Below are 21,374 nucleotides of genomic sequence, written 5' to 3'. Positions count from 1 at the left end.
CGCGCGGCAACGGCTCCGCACGCCCTGATGAAAGACACATCCATGTCCGCCGCCACGCCGCTCTGGAAGACATTCTTGCGCTTCCTCGCGCCCTTGATACTGAGCAGTGCGCTGCAATCGCTGTTCGGCACCGTCAGCAACGTCTATCTCGGCCAGATGATCGGCGTCGATGCGCTGGCCGCCGTTTCGGTGTTCTTCCCCGTGATGTTCTTCCTGTTCGCCTTCGTCTTGGGCCTCAGCACCGGCGCGACCGTCTTGATCGGTCAGGCCTTCGGCGCGGGCGAGCACGACAAGATCAAGATCGTTGCAGGCACCACGCTGGCGATCGGCCTGTTGTTCTCCATCTCGGTTGCGCTGGTCGGCGGACTATTCAGCCGCCAGCTGATGATGGCGCTCGCCACGCCCGCGGACATTCTCGACCAGACCAGCGCCTATGCGCGGATCATGCTGCTCACCATGCCGCTCGGCTTCGTCTTCCTGCTGGCGACGGCAATGATCCGCGGCGTCGGCGACACGCTCACGCCGCTGCTGGCGCTGGCGTTGTCGACCGTGATCGGCCTGGTCCTGACGCCGGTGCTGATACGCGGATCGTTCGGATTGCCGGCGGCCGGCATCACCAGTCCGGTATGGGCGGCGGCGATCTCGAACGCGCTCACATTGATCGCGCTCGCTCTCCATCTGCTATGGAGGAAGCACGCGCTGGCACCGGATGCTACGCTGCTGCGTCAGTTGCGGCTCAACGGCGCCATGCTCGGCAAGATTCTCGGCATTGGATTGCCGAGCGCCGTCGGCATGGTGGTGATGGCGATCGCCGAGCTTGTGCTGCTCGGCCTCGTCAATGGCTTTGGGTCGGACGCCACCGCGGCCTACGGCGCCGTCAATCAGGTGATGGGGTATACGCAGTTCACGGCGATGTCGATTTCGATCGCGGTCTCGATCCTCGGCGCGCAGGCCGTCGGCGGCGGCGACAGAGCCCGGCTCGACGGCATCGTGCGGACCGGCCTCGCCTTCAACCTCGTCCTGACCGGCGGGCTCGTGGCGCTGATCCATCTCGCGCCGCGCGCCATCCTCGGCCTCTTCATCACCGACGCCGCCGTGCTCGATCTGGCGAATGGCCTGCTCGACATCGCGCTGTGGAGCTCGGTGCCGTTCGGCCTCGCCACGGTGTTTTCCGGAGCGATGCGCGCGGCCGGCGTCGCGCTGACGCCGATGCTGCTCTCGATCTTCGCGATTGTCGCAATCGAGCTGCCTGCCGCGGTGATCCTCAGTCGCACGATTGGCCTGCAGGGCGTGTGGGCCGCCTACCCCATCGTGTTCTGCGCCATGTTCGTTTTGCAGATGGGCTATTACCTCATGGTCTGGCGCAAGCGGGCGATCCGTCGTCTGGTCTGATCTTCAAAGTATTATGACCATCATTAAACGGTGGACCTGCGGGTCACGCTGCGTCACAATGGGTGAAAAGCGAGATCAGGGAGAACGAGTTTGACCCGCATTGCCCCGCAGTTTCTGTTCGATTTCGGCAGCCCGAACGCCTATCTCAGTCATCTCGCGATTCCCGCGATCGAGCAGCGTATCGGCGTCAAGTTCGAATATGTTCCGATCCTGCTCGGCGGCATCTTCAAGTCGACCAACAACAGATCGCCGGCCGAGACGCTGGCCGGCATCAAGAACAAGCGCGAATTCCAGCAGATCGAGACCGAGCGCTTCATCAAGCGCTTCAAGGTCCAACCCTATGTCTGGAATCCGCATTTTCCGGTCAACACGCTGAACCTGATGCGCGCGGCGATCGCGGCCCAGCTCGAAGGCGTGTTCGAGGCCTATGTCGAGGCGGCCTTCCACCACATGTGGCGCGAGCCGAAGAAGATGGACGACCCCGAGATCGCGGCGAAGGCGCTGGCCTCCTCCGGCCTCGATGCCGAGAAGCTGTTTGCCCGCAGCCAGGAGCCCGAGGTGAAGGCGAGGCTGATCAAGAACACCGAAGAGGCCGTGGCCCGCGGCGCGTTCGGCTCGCCGACTTTCTTCGTCGGCAACGAGATGTTCTTCGGCAAGGAGCAGCTCCGCGAGGTCGAGGAGATGGTGCTGGAGAAGGGCGAGTAGGAAACGGCGAGTAGAGGAAACGTTACTCGCGTTTCGTCATCTGCTATCCTATTCGCTATTCGCCTTCTTACTGAAGAACAACAACAATAACGGAGCTCTCTCATGCGCATCCTCGTGGTCGGCGCCGGCGCCATCGGCGGCTATTTTGGTGGCAGGCTGTTGCAGGCCGGCCGCGACGTCACCTTCCTGGTCCGGCCGCGCCGGGCCGGCGAGCTCGCGAGCGCCGGGCTCGTCATCAAGAGCCCGAACGGCGATGTGACGTTGAAGAACCCGCCGACCGTGCAGGCCGACACGCTCAAGGACAAGTTCGACGTCGTTCTGCTCAGCTGCAAGGCGTTCGATCTCGACGACGCCATCAAATCGTTTGCGCCGGCGGTCGGACCGAACACGGCGATCATCCCGATGCTCAACGGCATGAAGCATCTCGACATCCTCGATGCCAAATTCGGCAAGGAGCGCGTGCTCGGCGGGCTCTGTGCCATCGCCGCGACCCTGAACGAGAAGCGCGAGGTGGTGCAGCTCCAGCCGATGCAGTCGCTGAATTACGGCGAGCGCGACGGCAAGCTGTCGGAGCGCGTCAAGGCGATCGATGAAGCCTTCAGGAGCGGCGTCAATGGCGCCGCCGCCAGCCAGAACATCATGCAGGACATGTGGGAGAAGTGGGTGTTCCTCTCCTCACTCGCAGCATCCACCAGCCTGATGCGCACCTCTGTCGGCAACATCCTCGCAGCTCCCGGCGGCCGGGACTTCCTGCTCGGCATGCTGGATGAGACCAGCGCGATCGCCACCGCGTCGGGATATCCGCCGGGCGGGCCGTTCTTCGAGCGGGTGAAGGGCAACCTCACCACCGAAGGCTCGCCGATGACGGCCTCGATGTTCCGCGACATCAAGGCAGGCCTGCCGGTCGAGGCCGATCATGTCATCGGCGATCTCATTGCCCGCGCCGACGCCGCCAAGGTGCCGGTGCCAAAGTTGCGCATCGCCTACACGCATTTGAAGGCGTATGAGAAGCAGCGAGCGGGATAGATAGTAGCCACACACTCGGTGTCGTCCCGGACAAGTGCAGCGAGCGGAGCGCCGATCCGGGGCCCATAACCACAGGAAGTAATTGGCGCGCAAGCCGGTCACTCCAAGTCTTCGCAAAACATGGTCCTGTGGCTATGGGTCCCGGATCTGCGCGCGCTTGAGGCGCGCTTGTCCGGGACGACAGCGGAGCTTGTTGCGCTCGCTCCACACTATTTCAAATGCGCCAGATAGTGCGAGACCGCTGTGATCTCCTCATCGCTCATGTGATAGGCGACATCGGCCATGGCCGCGACGCCGCCGCCGACGCGCTGGCCCGCCTTGTAGTCGTGCAGCGCCTTGATCAGATATTCCTCGCGTTGACCCGCGAGCCGCGCGACGCCCTTGGTGCCGGCAAAACTGTCCGTGTGGCATGAGGCGCAACGGCGGCCGGCGGCGACTTGCGCGCCCTTTTTCGACAGCTCCGGATCTCCGTCTTCCGCTCCCTTCGGCGGTGTCAGTTGCGAGAAATAGGCGCCGAAAGCGCGGATGTCCTCGTTGGTGATCTCCTCGACGATCGGCTGCATCTGGTCGTTCTTGCGCGAGCCGGCGCGGAAGAACACCAGCTGCCACTGGATGAACTGGTCAGGCTGGCCGGCGAGGGAGGGGACGTTCTCGGTTTGCGAGATGCCGTTCTCACCGTGACAGCCAGAGCAGACAGAGGCTTTCTCCTTGATCGCGGCATTGTCGGCGGCCTGGGCCGGGATGAACAGTAGCGTCGCGGATAGAATTCCGAACCGAACGGCCCGCATGGCTGACTTCTCCAGTTGTCATCGCCGGGCTGCCCCGCCTGCGAAGCCGAAGCCTCTTCGGCGTGGTGTAGCCCCGGCAATCCATCCTTGTTGCAAAAGGTTTCTCGTATGATGGATGCCCGGATCAAGTCCGGGCATGACGAACCTGTTCCGCGGCGAGCACGCCGCATCAAGCAAAGAGGCTGCGGCCATCGCGCGGTCGCAGCCTCACATCGTGTTGCGCGCTACTTCTTGCTGTAGCTGATGCGATAGATCGCGCCGGCCCAGTCGTCGGCGACCAGGATCGACCCGTCCTTGGCGAGGATGATGTCGTCGGGACGACCGAGATAGCCCTGATCGCCTTCGATCCAGCCGGAGGCGAACACCTCCTGCTTGGGGTTCTTGCCGTCAGGCCCGACGATCACGCGCATGATGCGGCCGCCCTGGTACTTGTGCCTATTCCAGGAGCCGTGCTCGGCGATCAGGATGTTGTTCTTGTACTCGGCGGGGAACTGGTCGCCGGTATAGAACTTCATGCCGAGCGGAGCGACGTGGGCGCCGAGATTCAGCACCGGCGGCGTGAACTCGGAGCACTTGTGGCCCATCGCGAACTTGTCATCCGGCAGGTTGCCTTGATGGCAATAGGGGTAGCCGAAGTGCTCGCCGATCCGGTTGATCATGTTCAGCTTGTCTGAGGGCAGATCATCGCTGATCCAGTCTCGGGCATTCTCGGTGAACCAGTACTTGCCGGTGCGCGGATCGACGTCGCCGCCGACCGAGTTGCGAACGCCGAGCGCCCAGATTTCTGCATTGCCGGTCTTGGGATCGACGCGCCGGATCTGCGAGACGCTGGTCGGCGGGATGCCGACGTTGAAGGGCGGTCCGAACGGAATGTAGAACCAGCCTTCCTTGTCGACCGCGATGTATTTCCAGCCATGCGCGGCATAGGACGGCATGTCATCATAGACGACCTTGCCGTCGCCGAGCTTGTCGAGATTGGCCTCCGCATTGTCGTAGCGGATCAGCTTGTCGACGGCGATGACGTAGAGCGCGCCGTCCTTGAAGGCGAGACCGGTGGGCATGTTGAGGCCCTTGAGGACGGTCTTGACCTCCTTCTTCCCGTTGTTGTCCTTGACGGCGTAGACGTTGCCGAGGCCGAACGAGCCGACGAAGAGGGTGCCCTTGTCACCCCAGGCCATCTGCCGCGCGGCCAGCACGCCCGAGGCGTAGACCTCGATTTTGAATCCCGGCGGCAGCTTGATCTTCTTGACGATGTTGGCGAGCTCGGCATCGGAGGCGCCGGTCGGCGGCCCCGACGGCGGCGCGAGCCCCTTCTGCGCTTCGGTCTCGTCGCCGAGGAACCAGTCATCCGGCGGATGGGTCCAGAACTCCTTGGTGCCGGATTCGTATTTCTTCAACGCCCTGTTCTTGTCCTGTTGTTGCGCGCTGCCGGCGCCGGTCCCCGCAAGAAGGGCCACGGCCGCAAGCGCCAACACGGATCGATGGAACATCGATGTCATCGCGTCACTCCCCTAAGGCAGCCGTCAGGGCTGCGATTTATTTTGTTTTGATAGTCGAGAGGCGAAGTTTGGGATCTGCCGAGCGGCAGACGCAAAAAGGCTAGCACATCTGCGCCCGCTGAGAAGGGCATCGCGTGCGCTGCGGTTGCGCTCATTAAAAATTGAGACGGAGTGTCAATGAGCACGAACGCCGCGCCGACAGCGCTCTCGCTGCAACGCGGAATCAGACCGCCGGACGGCTCGCTTTGGACTGCGCGAGAGACGGGTCAAAACCAAAACTGCGAAAACAACCCCATGCACAGTAGAACGGCTGAGCCCGCGGCGCGCGCGGTGACACCCGACAGGCATTTGATGCATCGCGCAAAATGACGAGCGCGGCGCCGATCAGGCGACGGGGTAGGGCCCGTCGTCAAGCCGCACATCATGATAGCCTTTCGAGCCGACCTCGCGCGCCAGCGCACTGCGAAAATCGCGCCCCTCGCGAACGCAGCTCAGCACATGCGCGAAGTCGAATTCGGGGCGCCAGCCCAGCCCGCGGCGGGCGCGCTCGTTGACATAGACGCGGTCGATCTCGGGGAAGAGCCGCCAGCCGCGCGACGCATAGAGCTCTGCGCAATCCGGATAGAGCTCACGCACGACACCGGCGGCATCGCGCGCCAGCGCAGCGAGATGGCGCGGCTCGAACGGGCTGGTGGCCGAGACGATGTAGCGGGCGAAACCAATTCTTGCCGCTCGCTCGACAGCAAGCAGATGGGCGCTCACGGCATCTGCGATATCCAGCCGGCGATAGAGCAGCTCGTTGGCCTGCGCGTTCTCCAGCGTGTAGGCCGAGCGCATCACGGGATCGTCGTCGTCCTCGGGAAAGAAGCGTGAGGTGCGCAACACCACCACCGGCAGGGCACGCTCGCGGAAGAACAGCTCGCACAGGGTCTCCGCCATCAGTTTCGTCGTGCCGTAGATGTTCTTCGGCACCGGCGGCAGGTCCTCGGTGACCCACACCGCCGCCTGTCCGGCCTCGGGGCGGAGCTGCGAACCGAACGCGCTGGTCGTGCTGGTGAAGACGAAGCTCTTCACGCCGGCCGCCGCCGCTGCCTCGAGCAGGTTAAGCGTGCCGGTGACGTTGGTGTCGATGAAGTCCTGCTTGGAATGGGTCGCCACATGCGGCTTGTGCAGCGTCGCGGTGTGGATGACGGCGGAAACGCCGTCCATCTGACCGCGCACGAAATCGGGATCGACGATCGAGCCGACGGCGTCGGTGAAGGGAGATGGCTTCAGATCGACCCCGCGCGCGGGTGAACTCCGCACCCGGAGCGTCCGCAAGATGGCCTCCCCGAGGTGCCCCGCGCTGCCAGTAATCAGGATTGTCATTGCGAACCCAACGCAGCCGCCAGCGGCGTGGAGAACCACGGCCCGACCCGGTTTGGCGGGATGCTCTGGGAAAAATTGGAGCGGGCGAAGGGGCTCGAACCCTCGACCCCGACCTTGGCAAGGTCGTGCTCTACCACTGAGCTACACCCGCATCCTGTGTCGGCCGCGTGACGCGCCGGCAACGGCTGTCGTATGCCAAAAGCGGGAGGGGAATGCAACAGCTACCGGCGGCATAGATGTGCAATCCGAGACCCAATATGGACCCCGAATGCGGGCAAATCGACCGAAATGGGCCCGGAACCGCCGAATCGCCCGCGGTGGATTGAAATTCGGCCCCTTCGGCCCAATTTAGGAGCCGACAGCGAAGCATAGGCGGCGGCGACGTGCTAAAGACCCCGCCTCCAGACATCAGACGAGGGGATCCCGTGACGATCATCGACCAGGGTAACGGAGCGGCAAACCCGGCTGCGGCCGATCTGATCAAGGACACCACGACCCAGAGCTTCGTGAAGGACGTCATCGAGGAATCGAAGCGCCAGCCGGTGCTGATCGACTTCTGGGCGGAGTGGTGCGGCCCGTGCAAGCAGCTCACCCCCGTGCTGGAAAAGGCGGTCAAGGCGGCCAAGGGCAAGGTCAAGCTGGTCAAGATGAACATCGACCAGCCCCCGGCGATCCCGGGCCAGATGGGCATCCAGTCGATCCCCGCCGTGATCGCCTTCGTCAACGGCCAGCCGGCCGACGGCTTCATGGGCGCGGTGCCCGAGAGCCAGCTCAACGCCTTCATCGAAAAGCTGACCAAGGGCGTGACTGCGCCGGGCGAGCCCAACATCGCCGAGATCCTGCAGGAGGCTGAGGCCGTGCTCGCCGAGGGCGACACGGCCGCCGCCGCGCAGATCTATGCCGAGGTGCTCCAGTACGATGCGACCAACATCGCGGCGCTCGCGGGCCTCGCAAAATGCTATGCTGTTTCCGGCGCGATGGAGCAGGCCAAGCAGACGCTGGCCATGGTGCCGGAATCCAAGCGCAACGACCCCGCGGTGAAGGCCGTGCAGACCACGATCGATCTCGCCGAGCAGGCCCAGTCGCTCGGACCGGTCGCGGAGCTGGAACAGAAAGTCGCCGCAAACCCGCTCGATCATCAGGCCCGATTCGACCTGGCGACCGCGCTCAACGCGCAAGGCGACCGCACTGCTGCCACCGCGCAGCTGCTCGAGATCGTCAAGCGCGACCGCAAATGGAACGATGACGGCGCCCGCAAGCAGCTGGTTCAGTTCTTCGAGGCCTGGGGCGGCACGGATGATGCAACCGTCGAGGGACGCAAGCGTTTGTCGACGATCCTGTTTTCGTAGGGACTTTTGAGCATGATCCGTTCGGAGAACCGCTGCAAACTTTGCGCTGACGCGGTCCTCCGGGCCCGGATCATGCGCTAGCAAGTCCAGGGGGGACCGGGCAGATGCCGATCAATATCGAATATCGCGGCCCCGCCGACCTTCCGGAGATCATTCCGGTGTTTCCGCTGCCGGGTGCGCTGCTGCTGCCCCGCGGCCAGATGCCGCTCAACATCTTTGAGCCACGCTACCTTGCGATGGTCGACGACAGCTTCCGCGACGGCCATCGCCTGATCGGCATGATCCAGCCTGACGTCGCGCACTCGCCGAAGGATTCCGACAAGCCGACGCTGTTCCGCGTCGGCTGCGTCGGCCGCATCACCCAGCTCGCCGAGTCCGGCGACGGCCGCTACATCCTCGAGCTCACCGGCGTCTCGCGCTTCAAGGTGGTCGAGGAGCTCGACGTGCTCACCGCCTACCGGCAATGCAAGGTCGATTTCTTCGCCTACGCCAACGACTTCACCGCCCGCATGGGCGAGGACCAGGTCGACCGCGAGGCGCTGCTGGCCGTGCTGGCGGACTTCTTGAAAGCCAACAATCTCAAGGTCGACTGGGAAGGCGTCGAAAGCGCGCCCAACGAAGCGCTCGTCAATGCGCTGGCCATGATGTCGCCCTATGGCCCCGCGGAGAAGCAGGCCATGCTGGAGGCGCCTGACCTGAAGACCCGCGCCGAGATTCTGATCGCGGTCACCGAGATGGATCTCGCCAAGAAGCGCACCAGCGGCGATCCGCCGTTGCAGTGAGGTCGGTCGCGAAGCGCACCCAAAGCGCGATGAGATTTAGACGAATCGTCATCGCGCTTTAAGTTGTTGTTTGCGCAGGATCTTTCTGGAGAATCGCTTCGCACTTTCCCGGATCATGCTTTAGGCAGCGCACACGTCGGCCTCGGCCCTTGGACCGCTCAGCTGCGTGATCGCTGAGGCCAGGATCGGCGGACTGAGGTGGTAGCCCTGCCCCTCGACACATCCTTCTTCGCGCAGAATGTCCAGCTGTTCGGCGCTTTCAACGCCTTCGGCGGTGGACGTCTTGCCGAGACTCGTGGCGAATTGCACAACTGCGCGGGCAATCCGATGAGGTTCTTCCACGGTGCTGGACAGTTCGCTAACGAAGCTGCGATCGATCTTGACCTTGTCGAAGGGAAACTTCTGCAGAAAGCTGAGCGACGAACAGCCGGTGCCGAAATCGTCGAGGGCAATTCGCACACCGAGCTCGCGCAGCTGGCTGAGTGCTGCGAATACGGCCGCACAGTCATGCATGATCACGGTTTCGGTGACCTCGAGCTCGAGCCTGTCCGCCGCAATGCCGGAAGTTGCCAACGCGCCGACGATCGTCGACACCAGCTCCCTGCTCCTGAACTGCGCCGGAGAGAGGTTGATCGCGATCTTCAGATCGGAATGCCATTTGGCGGCTTCGGCGCAGGCGGTTCTCAACACCCATTCCCCCAACGGAAGGATCAAACCGGTCTCCTCCGCAAGAGGAATGAATTCGGCGGGCGAGACCAGGCCTTGCTCCGGATGATGCCAGCGCAACAGTGCCTCAAAGCCGCGGGTTTCGCCGCTCTTCAGATCGACGAACGGCTGATAATGCAACTCGAATTCGCCTCTCGCGAGGGCCTTCCGCATATCGCGTTCAAGGTCGCGACGTGCGCGTATGAGCTCGTTTAGCTCCGGTTCGAAGAAGCGGAATCCACCGCGTCCGCGGGTCTTTGCCGAGTACAGCGCTATATCGGCGCTCTTGAGGATCATGTCGGAATCAGCGCCATCCCCCGGCGCTATGGCGATCCCGATGCTGGTGCCAACAGTGACCTGATGATCGCCGAGATCGAACGGTTCGCAGAGCGCGCCTTTGATCGCCTCGGCGAGGGACGCCGCTTCCACCGCTGGATTCGTCACGTACTCGACGACGGCGAATTCGTCCCCGCCCAATCGAGCGACGAACGTTGTCTCGCTGCCACAACCCAGCAAACGTGCTGCCACTGAACGCAGCAGCGAATCCCCTGCGGGATGTCCAAGCGTGTCGTTGACCTCCTTGAAGCGGTCGAGGTCGAGCATGAGGACGGCCAAATGGAGATCTCTGTCGCGCACATCGACGAGAGCATCCTCCAGACGTGCGCGCAGCAGCACGCGGTTCGGCAGATCAGTCAGGGCATCGTGTTGCGCCATATAGGTGATCTTCGCCTGAGACCGGCGTTGCTCCGTGACATCGAGATGGGTGGCCACCCAGCCGCCGCCAGCCATCGGCTGTCGCGTCACGCAGATCAGTCGACCGTCCGAGAACTCGTCGATCCGGCTCGACACCACATCGACCGGCAGGGCATCGAGTTTCGAGACCAACTGCTCGGCAGCAATGTCGCTGGTGTCGCCTTTGAGCGTGCCGCTTGTGACGCGATGCTTGATGATGTCACGGTGCGCAGCTCCTGGGCGCAGCAGCTCCGGCGGCAGCCGGTACAATTTGGCGTAGCGCTCGTTGCAGATGACAAGACGTTTTTCGGCGTCGAACATGCAGAGGCCCTCGACCATGTGGTTGATGGCCGTATCGAGCCGGAGCGTCTGTTCCCTGAGTTCGTTCTGCGAGCCTTCGAGCTGCTGCCGGGCATTCGAGAGCTGGCCGATGATCTCCTCGAACTTGGCGGTTCTGCTTGCCAGGCGCCGATCGGCCAGCACGCCGATCAAGCTCATCCCCAGCACCGATAGCGCCACACCTGCGATAGCAAGTGCGAGCACGGCCGGAGACAACGACAGGGCGCTCGTGGCACGCGTCGGATCCGGCGTAATCTGCACCGCACCCATCGCCGTGAAGTGATGCGACACGATTGCGAGCGTCAGCAGGACCGCAGCTGCGAGCGTGCCGCGATAGCCCCGGCAAGTGAGTGCGACCGCCAGCGCGGCATAGCCGAGACACATGCCCAGAATGATCGAGATCAGCACGAGATCCACTGACCAGGCGACCCGACCCGGCACTTCGAGGGCCCACATGCCGAGATAGTGCATGCTGGCAATGCCGCCCCCGATGATGACGCCGCCTGCCATCGCGCCCCAACGGCCCGAGGCGCCGACCGCAACGCCGAAGCCGAGCGAGGTCAGGAGCATCGCCGCAGCGAGCGAGAACGCCGTCAGCGCAACGCCGTAGCCCGTCGTCACGCCGGGCTCGTAGGCCAGCATCGCGACGAAATGCGTTGCCCAGATGCCATATCCGATCGCCGCGCCGGCGATCGGGATCCATATCCACCGCGTTCTTGCGCGGGTCGCGATCGCACGGTGAAAGATAGTAATAGCGACGATACTGGCGACGAAGCAGCCCGAGCCGGCGAGCACGACGAGCCGCCAATCGTGCTCAGCCGTAAGGCAGGAAAAAACGCGGAACATCCAATATCGCTCCATCGTCAATTGGGTCGATGGTGGATGGGCTAAACGTGCTTCGCGTTAATTTTGTGCAACGCCCGATTGCATGCTTAGCAGCAGGCTAACGTCGGCCGCACAATTTGATCTGTCGCCTGTTTGCGCAAGAGGTCGTAGCGTGAGCGCGCCCGAACAGAGCAGCGAAACGCGGGCACGATCAGCAATGTACTCAGAGGTGGCCGCGGATGCGCTTGCGTCCGGTGATCATCGCGCGGATCAGGCTCTCGCGCTGGAGGATCCCCATCAGCAGCACGCCCAGCACATGCAACACGACCAGCACCATGACCGCGTCCGATGAATAGTGGTGGGTATCTTCGACCCACCAGACGCCGAAGAAGGTGGTGGTGACCGACATCGCGCCGGTGACCGCCGAGACGGTGAGCGAGACCAGCAGCGCCACCAGCATCAACGTGCCGGCGGGATTGAGCCCGATATAGCGGCCGGTGATGCCGCGGCGCAGATTCCAGAGATAGCCGGGCGCGGCCCTGAGCCTGACCCTGATCATGCGAAAGCGCGAATAGCGGCTTCCCCAAAAGCCCCAGACCAGGCGGAAGATAAGCAATCCGAGCACCGCATAACCGACCACGCGGTGAAGCCGATCATAGACGGTGGGCGTGAACCACGCGGCCAGAACGCAAGCCGCGAGAGTCCAATGCCAGAGGCGCAGCGGGAGGTCCCAGACTGCAACCGTCCGCGAAACGGTTCGATCCGCGGGTGTCCCGCCGGACACGCCGCGCGCTTCTGGCATCGCTTCTTCAATCAAGCAAAGACCATCCTCAAGCCCTGCTTTGCGCAGATCGCGTCGCGCAGCCGACCTACTTGGCGACCGTCTTCTTCAGGCTGAGATCCTCGGGGCTGTAGAACAGCTCGTAAAGCTTGCCTTCCTTGACGCCGTAGACCTCGTAGCACGAGCCTTCCACCTTGGACCGCCGCACCTCGTAACCCAGGGCCTTGGCCTTGGCTTCGGCTTCGCTGGCCGGCTTCCACGACGCCTTGTCGAGCTTTGTGCAGTCCTTGAAACCGTCGGCCATGGCCGCCGACCCCATGCCGATCCCGACCGTCAGTGCAACGGCAACAACACGAATGACCTTCACGAAAATCTCCTCCTTTGTCGTGCGCGCTACGCAAGCGGCGAAGCGGGACTGAAGGAAGCAAAGGGGGGTATGAAGTCAATCGGGTTCGGGCCGAATCGCTTTAGATAAGTTCTAACGTCGGCGAAAAGGCGAATGCTCTCCGAGCGCGGCGCGCATTTGAAACGGCTGCTGCGGCCTTAAGCCTCACGGGCGGGGACGCGCGCTCGCTCGGCGGATTCGTTGCGTTGCAGCCAGTCCGCCCAGGAGAGCCGTCCGCGAACGCCCCGGCTGACGACGAAGCCCATGCCGCGCGCCTTCGCATCCGAAAGCTCGATCGGCAGGATCTTTCGACGCAGCCTTCGCGCGTCCTGATACTGGCGGGCCAGCGAGACAAGCGTCAGATCTTCCGGACCGCCAATCTCGGGACGTTCGCCGCGTCGCTGGTCGAACGCACAGGACACGACGTGATCGGCGACATCGGAGGTATCGACCGGATTGAACAGCGTCGTCGGCACCGGCCACACCGGAAGCCAGGCAAGGCCGGCAAGCAGCCTGTCGAGCAGATAGTAGAATGGCATCGCGCGGACGATTGACCAGGACAATGCTGACGCGCGGACCAGCCGTTCTCCCGCGAGCTTGATCCGCGCATAGGGCAGGGTTGCGTCATCGAGGCCGACGATGGAGACGTGAAGGAAGTGCCGCACTTTGGCATCCCCGCAGCACGACAACAGCCGCCCGGTGCCCTCGACGTCCACCGCGGAGGGCGACGTGAAGAAATCGGTCGGGCGAATGCCGCCACGCCGCGCGATCGGCGAGCAGGTCGCAGCGTGAATGACCGTATCGACGTCGCGCAACGCGTCCTGCAAACCCGCGCCCGTCGCAAGATCGCCGATCGCCCATTCGACATCCGATCGCGTTCCGCGCGATCGCGCAAGCACCCGGACAGGGCGCCCCTCGCGAACCAGACGATCAACGATATCGCGGCCGAGGTGGCCCGTGCCTCCGGTGACGAGTGTCAACACCATGCCTCAGGCTCCATTCGTCTCGAGTTGCGGCGCACCCGCGGACGCTTAGCTACAGCTCCATCGCGGTGCCCGCTGCCCGAGATTGCTCGCGACCGCTTCGATATGGTTGGCCGAGCCGAGCAGCGCGGCCTGCGCGGCGGTCTCGGCGGCAAGACCGGTGGCCGGGTCGCAAATGGCCGCGAGATTGAGGAGACGCTTGGCGGCGCGGATCGCATCCGGGCTTCGGCGCGCAATGTCGTGCGCAATCGACAGCGCCGCTGCGACCGGGTCATCGGCAAGACCGGTCGCAAATCCGAACGCAAGCGCCTCCTCGGCCGAAAACACACGTCCGGTATAAGTGAGCTCCCGCACGACATCTTCGCGCGCGAGATGGCGCATCAGTTGCGTGCCGCCCATGTCCGGCACGAGGCCCCATTTGGTCTCGATGACGGCAAGCTGCGTGGTCGGCGCGAGATAGCGGAGATCGGCACCAAGTGCGAGCTGGAAGCCGCCGCCGAAAGCGATGCCGTGCACCGCGGCGATGACAGGCATGGGCAGCTCTCGCCAGAGCCAGACCAGATGCTGCGCATAGTTCGCGATGCCGTGACTTCGCCGCGTCAAATCGATCCCCGGGATCAATGCATCGCCTTGCGCCGTGGCTATGAGCCGATCGAGGTCGAGGCCGGCACAGAACGCGCCCCCTTCGCCGGAGAGTACGACCGTACGGACATCCCTGCGTTCGCCAATCCGGGTGCCGGCCTCGATGACAGCCTCGAACATCGCCGGATCGAGCGCATTCATCTTGTCCGGGCGGTTCAAGCGAACGTGGGCGACGTCGTTCTCGACAGTCACGCGGACACGATCGGTCATCGTGCTTCTCCCTTGGCTCGCAGCGCAGGTTCAGTATCCGGCGACCGCCAGCGCGACCACGGCGGCGAGAGCCTTCCAGCCAAAGCCGCGTCCGCGCGACCACCAGGCGTTGGCGACGGCCGCAAAGCCGTAGACGGCGACGATCGTCGCGACGATCCAGTGCCGCGCGCTGTCCGATCCCAGTAACGGTGCGGCAAGCAGGAGCACGCCGCCGCCGATCCAAGCGACCGTGCCGGCCTGCCAGACCAGGCGGATCAAGGTGCGCAGGCTCTCCGGGGTGATGGTCGCTTTGGCGAACACCTTGGTTTCGCCCAGCACGCCATGGATCAGGGCGACCAGGATTCCCGCGGCGCCTGCACATTGCAGCAGCAGATCACGCATCGGCAGACCTCGCCCGGCTATCCATACAGTACCGTATGGAGAGATAGGCGCTGGCCGCCGGCGTGTCAATACACTAGTGTATGGTGGACCTGGGAACCGACATGACCGAGCAGCTCTCCGCCGACGACTGGATCAAGGAAGGCCTCAAGGCGCTGGCCAGGAGCGGGTTCACCGCGCTCAAGGCCGACCCGCTTGCAAAGGCCATGGGCGTGTCGCGCGGCAGCTTCTATTGGCATTTCGCCGATCTCGGGGCCTTCCAGGCCGCCGTGCTGAAACGCTGGCGCGAGATCGCGGCGGAGCAGATCATCGCCGACGTCGAGGCGACCGGCGCCGAGCCGCTGAAGGCGCTGCTGCACAGGTCGTTCGGGGCGCGGCTCGATCTCGAGCGCGCGGTGCGGAACTGGGCGGCCTTCGATGCGGCGGCGCAAGGGGCGGTGCGCGCAATCGACCGCCGCAGGCTCGACTATATCGAGCAGCTGCTGGCGAAGCGCGGGCTCGCGGCGGCGACGGCGCAGGCCCGCGCCCAGATCCTCTATTGGACGTTTCTCGGCTTTGCCCTGTCGGGCGCGCCGGTGCCGGCAGCACGGCTCCAGATCCTGCTCGACGAGGTCTCAACGATGCTCTCCGCGTAGGGTCTTGCTGTGCCGGGTTTTGTTGCCGCGAAGCAGTATGCAGTTCGCCGGAAGGCGCCTTAGCGGGTGCAATGGGCGGACGCAAATTTCTATGCTAGAGGCAACCGATTGCCGGAGACCCCCATGAACGCGCCCACCGAACGTCCAGAAGCCAGCGTCGATCCCAAACTGCTGGAGATTCTTGTCTGCCCGCTGACCAAGGGACCGCTGGAGTTCGACTCGGCGAAGCAGGAGCTGATCTCGCGCAGCGCCAAGCTGGCTTATCCGATCCGTGACGGCATCCCGATCATGCTGCCGGAAGAGGCGCGCAAGATCGATTGAGAACAGCGAATAGCGAATGGATACCACTCGCCACTCACCATTCGCCCTTACAGTGCCTCGCCCTTCAACAGCCGCGGCACCTCGCCAGTGAGCCCAGCGGCCTGGCGGATGAAGAGGTTCTTCAGCGGCGGGGCGCGGTCGACGAGGCCGAGACCGATGTCGCGGACGGTGCGCAGCAGCGTCGACTGGTTCGAGAACAGGAAGTTCAGCGAATTGGTGGCGACGCCCATCGCCATGGTGTCGAAGCGGCGCCAGCGCTGGTAGCGCTCGAGCACGTCGGCCGCGCCGAGATCCATGCCGAGCCGCGCGGCATCGACGACGACTTCGGCCAGCGCAGCAACGTCCTTCAACCCCATGTTGAGGCCCTGGCCCGCGATGGGGTGGATGACGTGGGCGGCGTCGCCAACCAGCGCGAGGCGCTCGGCGATGAAGGAGCGCGCGACGAAATAGGACAGCGGAAACGCGCGCGGCTCGTCGAGCGCCTTGACCTCGCCGAGATGCAGGCCGAAACGCTGCTCGAGCTCGGCGTGGAACTCCTCGTCACCGAGCGCGACGATGCGCGCGGCCTCGGCGCGGCGCTCGGTCCACACCAGGGACGAACGCTTGCCCGAGAGCGGCAGGATCGCGAAGGGACCTGCGGGCAGGAAGTGCTCCTCGGCGCGGCCCTCGTGATCGCGCTCATGGCCGACGGTGACGACGATGCCGGATTGGTCATACTCCCAGCCATGGGTCGCGATGCCGGCGCGCTCGCGCAATCTTGACCGCGCGCCATCGGCGGCGACCAGCAGGCTCGCCGCAATCCCGCTGCCGTCGCCGAGCGTCACATCGATGCCTTCGGCGTGCGCGTCGTAGGACACCACGGGGGTGGCACGAAGATCGATGCCCTCGGCTTCCGCACGCGCCGTCAGCGCATCGATCAGGCGGCGGTTCTCGACCATGTGCGCAAAGGGTTCGCCGGGCGCGACATCGCCGGCGAAGTTCAGGAAGACCGGACGGGTGGCGTCCTCCAGCTTGGAATCGGTGACGACCATGTCGAGGATCGGCTGCGCCTCGGCCCTGACGTCGTCCCAGGCACCGATCGCCTCGAACAGGCGGCGGCAGGCGGCCACGATCGCGGTGGCGCGGGGGTCGCGGCTCGGCCGCGTACCAAGCGCGGGATCGGCGACAATGACGGGAATCTCGGGCCCGAGCCCCTGTCGCAGCGCCAGGGCCAGCGCAAGCCCTGCAAACGCGCCGCCACCAATGACAATGCTACCCTGTACCGACATACCCAAATTCCCGGCCAATTCTTGGTCTTGCTAGCAGACTTGAGCTGGGCGAAACAGTGCGGTGAAACAAGGGCGGAACGGCCCGATCCCGTCATTCCGCGGCGCGGGCCAGCGCGAACCCGGAATCCAGAGGTTATCACCTCGAGATTCTCTGGTGCGCACTTGCGCACCAGAGTTCGCACTGCGTGCGCCCCGGAATGACGTAGCACCAGAAAGAACCATCATGTCCAAAGGCCTGATCGACCTGATTGCGATCCTCGACCTCGAACAGCTCGAGGTGAACCTGTTCCGCGGCAACAGTCCGAAGACGAGCTGGCAGCGGGTGTTCGGCGGTCAGGTGATCGGACAGGCGATGGTCGCGGCCTGCCGCACCGTCGAGGGCCGGCTGCCGCATTCGCTGCATTGTTATTTCATCCTGCCGGGCGATCCGCAGATTCCGATTATCTATCAGGTCGAGCGCCTGCGCGACGGCAAGAGCTATTCGACTCGCCGCGTCACCGCGATCCAGCATGGCAATGCGATCTTCTCGATCATGGTGTCCTTCCATGCCGAGGAAGAGAGTGCCTTCGACCATCAGGACAAGATGCCCGACGTGCCGCCACCGGAAAAGCTCACGGCGGAGGAGGTGGCGAAGCAGCCGATGTTCAAGGAGATGCCGGAGTTCATCCGCCGCTACTATGAATCCGATCGGCCGATCGAGCTGCGTCCGGTCGAGCTCGGCCGCTATTTCGGCCAGAAGATCGACGACGGCCGCATCCATGTCTGGATCAAGACCGCGGCCACGCTGCCGGACGACCCGGCGCTGCACATGTGCGCGCTCGCCTACGCCTCGGACTTCTCGCTGCTCGACGCGATCATGGCCCGCTACGGCCGCACGCTGTTCGACAAGCGCATGATGCCGGCGAGCCTCGACCACGCGATGTGGTTTCACCGCCCGTTCCGCGCCGACGAATGGCTGCTCTATGCCCAGGATTCGCCGAGCGCGCGCGGCGGCCGCGGCTTGACGCGCGGCTCGATCTTCAAACCCGACGGCACGCTGGTCGCCTCCGTCGCGCAGGAAGGCTCGGTGCGCGAGCGGAGGAGCTGATCACCTCAAGCGCGATGGAAGCGTTTGAGATTTCCGGTCACACCGACCCGCGCGGCGCGAGCTCGGTCTGCGACGCGAACCAGTTCATGATCCAGCGATACACCCACGGGATCGGGATGATCAGGCTGCACAGGATCGCCGCCACAATGCCGCGCCAGAGGATGTCGAGGCCGCTGCCCTTGAACACGATCTCGCGCCGCGTGCCTTCGATGCTGCGGCAGAACCAGCGCATCTGCGCCGCGGCCACCCAGGCCCAACCGATGATGGTGATGATGAAAATCGCAAACAGCAGATTCCAGCCGATATAGGCCCAGACCGAGCCGGTGAAGCTCAGGCCCAGCGGCTGCCCGTTGGAGGCGAGGTTCGCGATCATCCATTTGATCAGCAGCCAATAGAGCACGATCTGGACGATGAATAGCAAATTGCTCAGCAACTGGCTGCCGACGAAGCCGAGCGCGATCGCCAGAACGATGAAGCCGAAGAACCAGGGCACCAGCGTCATCGCGCTGCCGGTGAAGCTGAGATTGGGGCGCCCGGGGACCTTGATGCAGGGCACGATCCATTTCGTGTACCAGACGAACAGCCACGGCACCGGGATGATGAAGCACGAGCCGATCGCGAGCACCAGCGTGCGCCAGGTGAAGTCCCAGATGCCAAAATCGATCGACAGCGATCCGCCGCTGGTTGCGCCGCCATAACCACCAGCACCCATCATCGGGGGCCCGCCGCCCGGAACCATCGGCGGCGCGCCGCCGCCAATCAGGCCGGGAATTTCGGCGGCCTTCTGCCAGCCGGCCATGCCCTCGGTCCACACCAGCGTGTCCAGGCGCACGACGCCCTGGGCGATGAGATCGCGAAATTGCCCTTCCGGAAAGGGCCCCTGCTGCTTGCCCTCGGACGCGTAGAACCAACTCGCCATGAAGTCCCCCTCGAACATACTTATGTCCCGGCCGGGACGCCTGGGTTCACCGCATCCATGCCAAAAATGCATTGTGAAGGATGGACGGCTGCCCTGTACAGAGGCGGCCGTTCACATGACCGCCCTCGGCCAAACGTTTTTCCGCTTCAATCTGCAACTTTTTTGTGCCATTTGCCCGGAAAGATGCCAGATTGACGCAGCGCCGGGGACATACGGCGCGGCGTAGCCCGGGGAATAGGCCTGACCATGAAACTCGTCGTCGCGATCATCAAACCCTTCAAGCTCGATGAGGTCCGTCAGGCCCTGACGGCGATCGGCGTCCACGGCATGACCGTGACCGAGGTGAAGGGCTATGGCCGTCAGAAGGGCCACACCGAGATCTATCGCGGCGCCGAATATGTCGTGAACTTCCTGCCGAAGCTGCGCATCGAGATCGCGGTCGCCTCCGACGTCGCCGACAAGGCGGTCGCCGTGATCACCTCGACGGCCCGCACCGGGCAGATCGGCGACGGCAAGATCTTCGTCACGCCGATCGATAACGCGGTGCGCATCCGCACCGGCGAAACCGACAGCGACGCGCTCTAACATAACTTACTCTTCGATCGCACAGGGCAACGACGCCACAGCGTGCGACGTCATCACTGCTGGGGGAAACGACATGGCGGGATTGTTGCGCCGCGCGGCCGTAATGGCTGCGCCGATCGGATTTGTGTCGGTCATGGCCGCACCCGCCTACGCGGCGGAGTCCCAGATCAACACCGCAGACACCGCCTGGATGATCGTCGCCACCGCGCTGGTGCTGATGATGACGATCCCGGGGCTTGCGCTGTTCTATTCCGGCATGGTGCGCAAGAAGAACGTGCTCGCCACCATGGCGCAGAGCCTGGCGGCGGTGACGCTGATCTCCATTCTCTGGGTCGCGTTCGGCTATTCGCTGTGCTTCGTCGGCGACGGCCCGTGGATCGGCACGCTCGACCGCTGGTTCCTGGCCGGCATGACCATGGACAGTGTCAATCCGGCGGCGAAGACCATCCCGGAAGCGCTGTTCATGCTGTACCAGATGACGTTTGCCATCATCACAGTGGCGCTGGTCGCTGGCTCGGTCGCCGACCGGATGCGGTTCTCCGCCTACCTCCTGTTCTCGGTCGCCTGGTTCATCTTCGTCTACATTCCGCTGGCGCATTGGGTATGGGGCGGCGGTTTTCTCAACAGCATGGGCGTGCTCGACTTCGCTGGCGGTCTCGTGGTGCACCTGTCGGCCGGCACCGGCGGCCTCGTTGCCGCCAAGGTGATGGGGCGTCGCCACGGCTACGGCACCGAAAACCTCTCGCCGTTCGATCTCTCGCTCGCGGTGATGGGCACCGGCCTGTTGTGGGTCGGCTGGTTCGGCTTCAACGGCGGCTCGGCGGGCGCCGCCAATTCGCGCGCGGTGTTGGCGATCATCGCCACCCATCTCGCCGCCTGCGCCGGCGCGCTGACCTGGGGCGCGATCGAATGGTCGACGCGGCGCAAGCCCTCGGTTCTCGGCATGATCTCCGGCGCGGTGGCCGGGCTCGGCACCATCACGCCGGCCTCCGGATTCGTCGCACCCTGGCACGGCATCGTCATCGGCATCATCGCAGGTGCGGTTTGCTACTGGGCCTGCACCTGGCTGAAGCACCGTTTCGACTATGACGATTCGCTCGACGTGTTCGGCGTCCACGGCATCGGAGGCCTGACCGGCACCCTGCTTGGCGGTGTGTTCGCGACCAGCGCCATCGGCGGCACCGCCGGCCTCCTCGAGGGCCATCCCCAGCAATTGCTGATCCAGTTCTACGGCGTCGCCGTCACCTTCGTCTGGTCGGCGGGCGTGAGCTTCATCCTGCTCAAGCTGGTCGGCCTGTTCGTGCCCTTGCGCGTATCCCGTGAGCACGAGCTCGAGGGGCTCGATATTTCGCAGCACGGCGAAGCCTTGCAATAGAGCGCCGACGCTACTTAATTACCTTTCAGCTGCCCGACACATGAGCAACATTGTGTCGGCAGCCTGTCGTGCTTTTGTTTTGAGCAGGCATGACCACGTTTTGGGCGCGACGGAATGGCGCACCGCACCGCGGCACCCGTCTAACGCGAAAACCCCCGTTTTCATAATCCGTTAGGCAATACGCCTGATCTGGCACGGCATTTGATTCTAGGGGTCCCGGCTGTGCCCGCGTAGTGAAACTTCTCCCTCGTGGCGAACCAGTCGAGAAACGCCCGGCCACGTCCGGACCGGGCCC

The 21,374-nt window shown here is 64.1% G+C and carries 21 protein-coding genes and 1 tRNA gene; 10 read left to right on the top strand and 12 right to left on the bottom strand.

Annotated elements, in window-relative coordinates:
* Positions 1 to 27 precede the first annotated feature (27 nt).
* The 3 genes from X268_RS33075 to panE all read left to right on the top strand — a co-directional run bounded on the left by X268_RS33075 (position 28) and on the right by panE (position 3,123).
* The gene (locus X268_RS33075) at positions 28 to 1,392 is read left to right on the top strand and encodes an MATE family efflux transporter (protein WP_128928830.1); all 1,365 of its coding nucleotides are present in this window, start codon (positions 28 to 30) and stop codon (positions 1,390 to 1,392) included.
* Positions 1,393 to 1,482: 90 nt separating this feature from the next.
* Positions 1,483 to 2,097 carry a 2-hydroxychromene-2-carboxylate isomerase gene (locus X268_RS33070; protein WP_128928829.1) on the top strand — a complete coding sequence of 205 codons (615 nt, stop codon included), beginning with the start codon at positions 1,483 to 1,485 and terminating at the stop codon, positions 2,095 to 2,097.
* 102 nt (positions 2,098 to 2,199) lie between these two features.
* Positions 2,200 to 3,123, top strand: coding sequence for a 2-dehydropantoate 2-reductase (gene panE / locus X268_RS33065; protein ID WP_128928828.1), 924 nt, complete (start codon positions 2,200 to 2,202; stop codon positions 3,121 to 3,123).
* Between the two features lie 209 nt (positions 3,124 to 3,332).
* Here panE and X268_RS33060 read toward each other — a convergent pair whose 3' ends face one another.
* The 4 genes from X268_RS33060 to X268_RS33040 all read right to left on the bottom strand — a co-directional run bounded on the left by X268_RS33060 (position 3,333) and on the right by X268_RS33040 (position 6,929).
* Positions 3,333 to 3,911, bottom strand: coding sequence for a c-type cytochrome (locus tag X268_RS33060; protein WP_128928827.1), 579 nt, complete (start codon positions 3,909 to 3,911; stop codon positions 3,333 to 3,335).
* 224 nt (positions 3,912 to 4,135) lie between these two features.
* A complete protein-coding gene (locus X268_RS33055) occupies positions 4,136 to 5,410 on the bottom strand; it encodes a PQQ-dependent sugar dehydrogenase (RefSeq protein WP_128928826.1) in 1,275 nt (424 codons plus the stop codon).
* 384 nt (positions 5,411 to 5,794) lie between these two features.
* Complete coding sequence (locus X268_RS33045; RefSeq protein ID WP_164938057.1) at positions 5,795 to 6,778, bottom strand: NAD-dependent epimerase/dehydratase family protein; 984 nt, start codon at positions 6,776 to 6,778, stop codon at positions 5,795 to 5,797.
* Positions 6,779 to 6,854: 76 nt separating this feature from the next.
* Positions 6,855 to 6,929, bottom strand: a tRNA-Gly gene (locus tag X268_RS33040).
* Positions 6,930 to 7,203: 274 nt separating this feature from the next.
* Between X268_RS33040 and trxA the strand changes: the two genes are divergently transcribed.
* Together trxA and X268_RS33030 are read left to right on the top strand one after the other, a co-directional pair.
* On the top strand, positions 7,204 to 8,127 hold the full coding sequence (gene trxA, locus X268_RS33035) for a thioredoxin (protein WP_164938056.1): 924 nt from the start codon (positions 7,204 to 7,206) through the stop codon (positions 8,125 to 8,127).
* A gap of 104 nt (positions 8,128 to 8,231) precedes the next feature.
* Positions 8,232 to 8,909 carry an LON peptidase substrate-binding domain-containing protein gene (locus X268_RS33030; RefSeq protein ID WP_128928824.1) on the top strand — a complete coding sequence of 226 codons (678 nt, stop codon included), beginning with the start codon at positions 8,232 to 8,234 and terminating at the stop codon, positions 8,907 to 8,909.
* A 120-nt stretch (positions 8,910 to 9,029) separates the two neighbouring features.
* Here X268_RS33030 and X268_RS33025 read toward each other — a convergent pair whose 3' ends face one another.
* The 6 genes from X268_RS33025 to X268_RS33000 form a co-directional block, all read right to left on the bottom strand.
* Positions 9,030 to 11,531 carry an EAL domain-containing protein gene (locus tag X268_RS33025; RefSeq protein ID WP_128928823.1) on the bottom strand — a complete coding sequence of 834 codons (2,502 nt, stop codon included), beginning with the start codon at positions 11,529 to 11,531 and terminating at the stop codon, positions 9,030 to 9,032.
* Positions 11,532 to 11,733: 202 nt separating this feature from the next.
* Complete coding sequence (locus X268_RS33020) at positions 11,734 to 12,327, bottom strand: cytochrome b/b6 domain-containing protein (RefSeq protein WP_208764405.1); 594 nt, start codon at positions 12,325 to 12,327, stop codon at positions 11,734 to 11,736.
* A gap of 52 nt (positions 12,328 to 12,379) precedes the next feature.
* Positions 12,380 to 12,658 carry a PepSY domain-containing protein gene (locus X268_RS33015; RefSeq protein WP_164938055.1) on the bottom strand — a complete coding sequence of 93 codons (279 nt, stop codon included), beginning with the start codon at positions 12,656 to 12,658 and terminating at the stop codon, positions 12,380 to 12,382.
* A 176-nt stretch (positions 12,659 to 12,834) separates the two neighbouring features.
* The gene (locus X268_RS33010; protein ID WP_128928820.1) at positions 12,835 to 13,662 is read right to left on the bottom strand and encodes an SDR family oxidoreductase; all 828 of its coding nucleotides are present in this window, start codon (positions 13,660 to 13,662) and stop codon (positions 12,835 to 12,837) included.
* A gap of 45 nt (positions 13,663 to 13,707) precedes the next feature.
* Positions 13,708 to 14,511 carry a crotonase/enoyl-CoA hydratase family protein gene (locus X268_RS33005; RefSeq protein ID WP_128928819.1) on the bottom strand — a complete coding sequence of 268 codons (804 nt, stop codon included), beginning with the start codon at positions 14,509 to 14,511 and terminating at the stop codon, positions 13,708 to 13,710.
* A 30-nt stretch (positions 14,512 to 14,541) separates the two neighbouring features.
* The gene (locus tag X268_RS33000; RefSeq protein ID WP_128928818.1) at positions 14,542 to 14,892 is read right to left on the bottom strand and encodes a hypothetical protein; all 351 of its coding nucleotides are present in this window, start codon (positions 14,890 to 14,892) and stop codon (positions 14,542 to 14,544) included.
* Between the two features lie 101 nt (positions 14,893 to 14,993).
* On the opposite strand from X268_RS33000, the gene X268_RS32995 reads away from it, so the two are divergent.
* Both X268_RS32995 and X268_RS32990 read left to right on the top strand, forming a co-directional pair.
* Positions 14,994 to 15,524, top strand: a complete 531-nt coding sequence (locus X268_RS32995; RefSeq protein WP_128928817.1) for a TetR/AcrR family transcriptional regulator — start codon at positions 14,994 to 14,996, stop codon at positions 15,522 to 15,524.
* A 123-nt stretch (positions 15,525 to 15,647) separates the two neighbouring features.
* On the top strand, positions 15,648 to 15,845 hold the full coding sequence (locus X268_RS32990) for a Trm112 family protein (RefSeq protein ID WP_007598651.1): 198 nt from the start codon (positions 15,648 to 15,650) through the stop codon (positions 15,843 to 15,845).
* 47 nt (positions 15,846 to 15,892) lie between these two features.
* Here the strand turns inward: X268_RS32990 and X268_RS32985 are convergent, their stop codons facing one another.
* A complete protein-coding gene (locus X268_RS32985; RefSeq protein ID WP_128928816.1) occupies positions 15,893 to 17,113 on the bottom strand; it encodes a ubiquinone biosynthesis hydroxylase in 1,221 nt (406 codons plus the stop codon).
* 223 nt (positions 17,114 to 17,336) lie between these two features.
* Between X268_RS32985 and tesB the strand changes: the two genes are divergently transcribed.
* Positions 17,337 to 18,200, top strand: coding sequence for an acyl-CoA thioesterase II (tesB, locus tag X268_RS32980; RefSeq protein WP_128928815.1), 864 nt, complete (start codon positions 17,337 to 17,339; stop codon positions 18,198 to 18,200).
* 37 nt (positions 18,201 to 18,237) lie between these two features.
* Here tesB and X268_RS32975 read toward each other — a convergent pair whose 3' ends face one another.
* Positions 18,238 to 19,119: a DUF4339 domain-containing protein gene (locus X268_RS32975; protein ID WP_128928814.1), complete on the bottom strand. Its 882-nt coding sequence runs from the start codon at positions 19,117 to 19,119 to the stop codon at positions 18,238 to 18,240.
* Between the two features lie 246 nt (positions 19,120 to 19,365).
* Between X268_RS32975 and X268_RS32970 the strand changes: the two genes are divergently transcribed.
* Positions 19,366 to 19,704, top strand: coding sequence for a P-II family nitrogen regulator (locus X268_RS32970; RefSeq protein ID WP_128928813.1), 339 nt, complete (start codon positions 19,366 to 19,368; stop codon positions 19,702 to 19,704).
* A 73-nt stretch (positions 19,705 to 19,777) separates the two neighbouring features.
* The gene (locus X268_RS32965) at positions 19,778 to 21,079 is read left to right on the top strand and encodes an ammonium transporter (protein WP_128928812.1); all 1,302 of its coding nucleotides are present in this window, start codon (positions 19,778 to 19,780) and stop codon (positions 21,077 to 21,079) included.
* Positions 21,080 to 21,374 lie beyond the last annotated feature (295 nt).

It is taken from the genome of Bradyrhizobium guangxiense (genome assembly GCF_004114915.1).
In the GTDB taxonomy this organism is placed as follows: Bacteria; Pseudomonadota; Alphaproteobacteria; order Rhizobiales; family Xanthobacteraceae; genus Bradyrhizobium; species Bradyrhizobium guangxiense.
Note: the sequence above shows the minus strand (reverse complement) of the source record. Positions and strands in the feature narration are given on the sequence as shown.

Excerpts from the sequence above, each read along its gene's own strand:
- X268_RS33075 (WP_128928830.1), top strand. The coding sequence starts at position 28 with ATGAAAGACACATCCATGTCCGCCGCCACGCCGCTCTGGAAGACATTC.
- panE (WP_128928828.1), top strand. The coding sequence starts at position 2,200 with ATGCGCATCCTCGTGGTCGGCGCCGGCGCCATCGGCGGCTATTTTGGT.
- X268_RS33060 (WP_128928827.1), bottom strand. The coding sequence starts at position 3,911 with ATGCGGGCCGTTCGGTTCGGAATTCTATCCGCGACGCTACTGTTCATC.
- X268_RS33055 (WP_128928826.1), bottom strand. The coding sequence starts at position 5,410 with ATGACATCGATGTTCCATCGATCCGTGTTGGCGCTTGCGGCCGTGGCC.
- X268_RS33045 (WP_164938057.1), bottom strand. The coding sequence starts at position 6,778 with ATGACAATCCTGATTACTGGCAGCGCGGGGCACCTCGGGGAGGCCATC.
- X268_RS33030 (WP_128928824.1), top strand. The coding sequence starts at position 8,232 with ATGCCGATCAATATCGAATATCGCGGCCCCGCCGACCTTCCGGAGATC.
- X268_RS33025 (WP_128928823.1), bottom strand. The coding sequence starts at position 11,531 with ATGTTCCGCGTTTTTTCCTGCCTTACGGCTGAGCACGATTGGCGGCTC.
- X268_RS33010 (WP_128928820.1), bottom strand. The coding sequence starts at position 13,662 with ATGGTGTTGACACTCGTCACCGGAGGCACGGGCCACCTCGGCCGCGAT.
- X268_RS33005 (WP_128928819.1), bottom strand. The coding sequence starts at position 14,511 with ATGACCGATCGTGTCCGCGTGACTGTCGAGAACGACGTCGCCCACGTT.
- X268_RS33000 (WP_128928818.1), bottom strand. The coding sequence starts at position 14,892 with ATGCGTGATCTGCTGCTGCAATGTGCAGGCGCCGCGGGAATCCTGGTC.
- X268_RS32995 (WP_128928817.1), top strand. The coding sequence starts at position 14,994 with ATGACCGAGCAGCTCTCCGCCGACGACTGGATCAAGGAAGGCCTCAAG.
- X268_RS32990 (WP_007598651.1), top strand. The coding sequence starts at position 15,648 with ATGAACGCGCCCACCGAACGTCCAGAAGCCAGCGTCGATCCCAAACTG.
- X268_RS32985 (WP_128928816.1), bottom strand. The coding sequence starts at position 17,113 with ATGTCGGTACAGGGTAGCATTGTCATTGGTGGCGGCGCGTTTGCAGGG.
- tesB (WP_128928815.1), top strand. The coding sequence starts at position 17,337 with ATGTCCAAAGGCCTGATCGACCTGATTGCGATCCTCGACCTCGAACAG.
- X268_RS32975 (WP_128928814.1), bottom strand. The coding sequence starts at position 19,119 with ATGGCGAGTTGGTTCTACGCGTCCGAGGGCAAGCAGCAGGGGCCCTTT.
- X268_RS32970 (WP_128928813.1), top strand. The coding sequence starts at position 19,366 with ATGAAACTCGTCGTCGCGATCATCAAACCCTTCAAGCTCGATGAGGTC.
- X268_RS32965 (WP_128928812.1), top strand. The coding sequence starts at position 19,778 with ATGGCGGGATTGTTGCGCCGCGCGGCCGTAATGGCTGCGCCGATCGGA.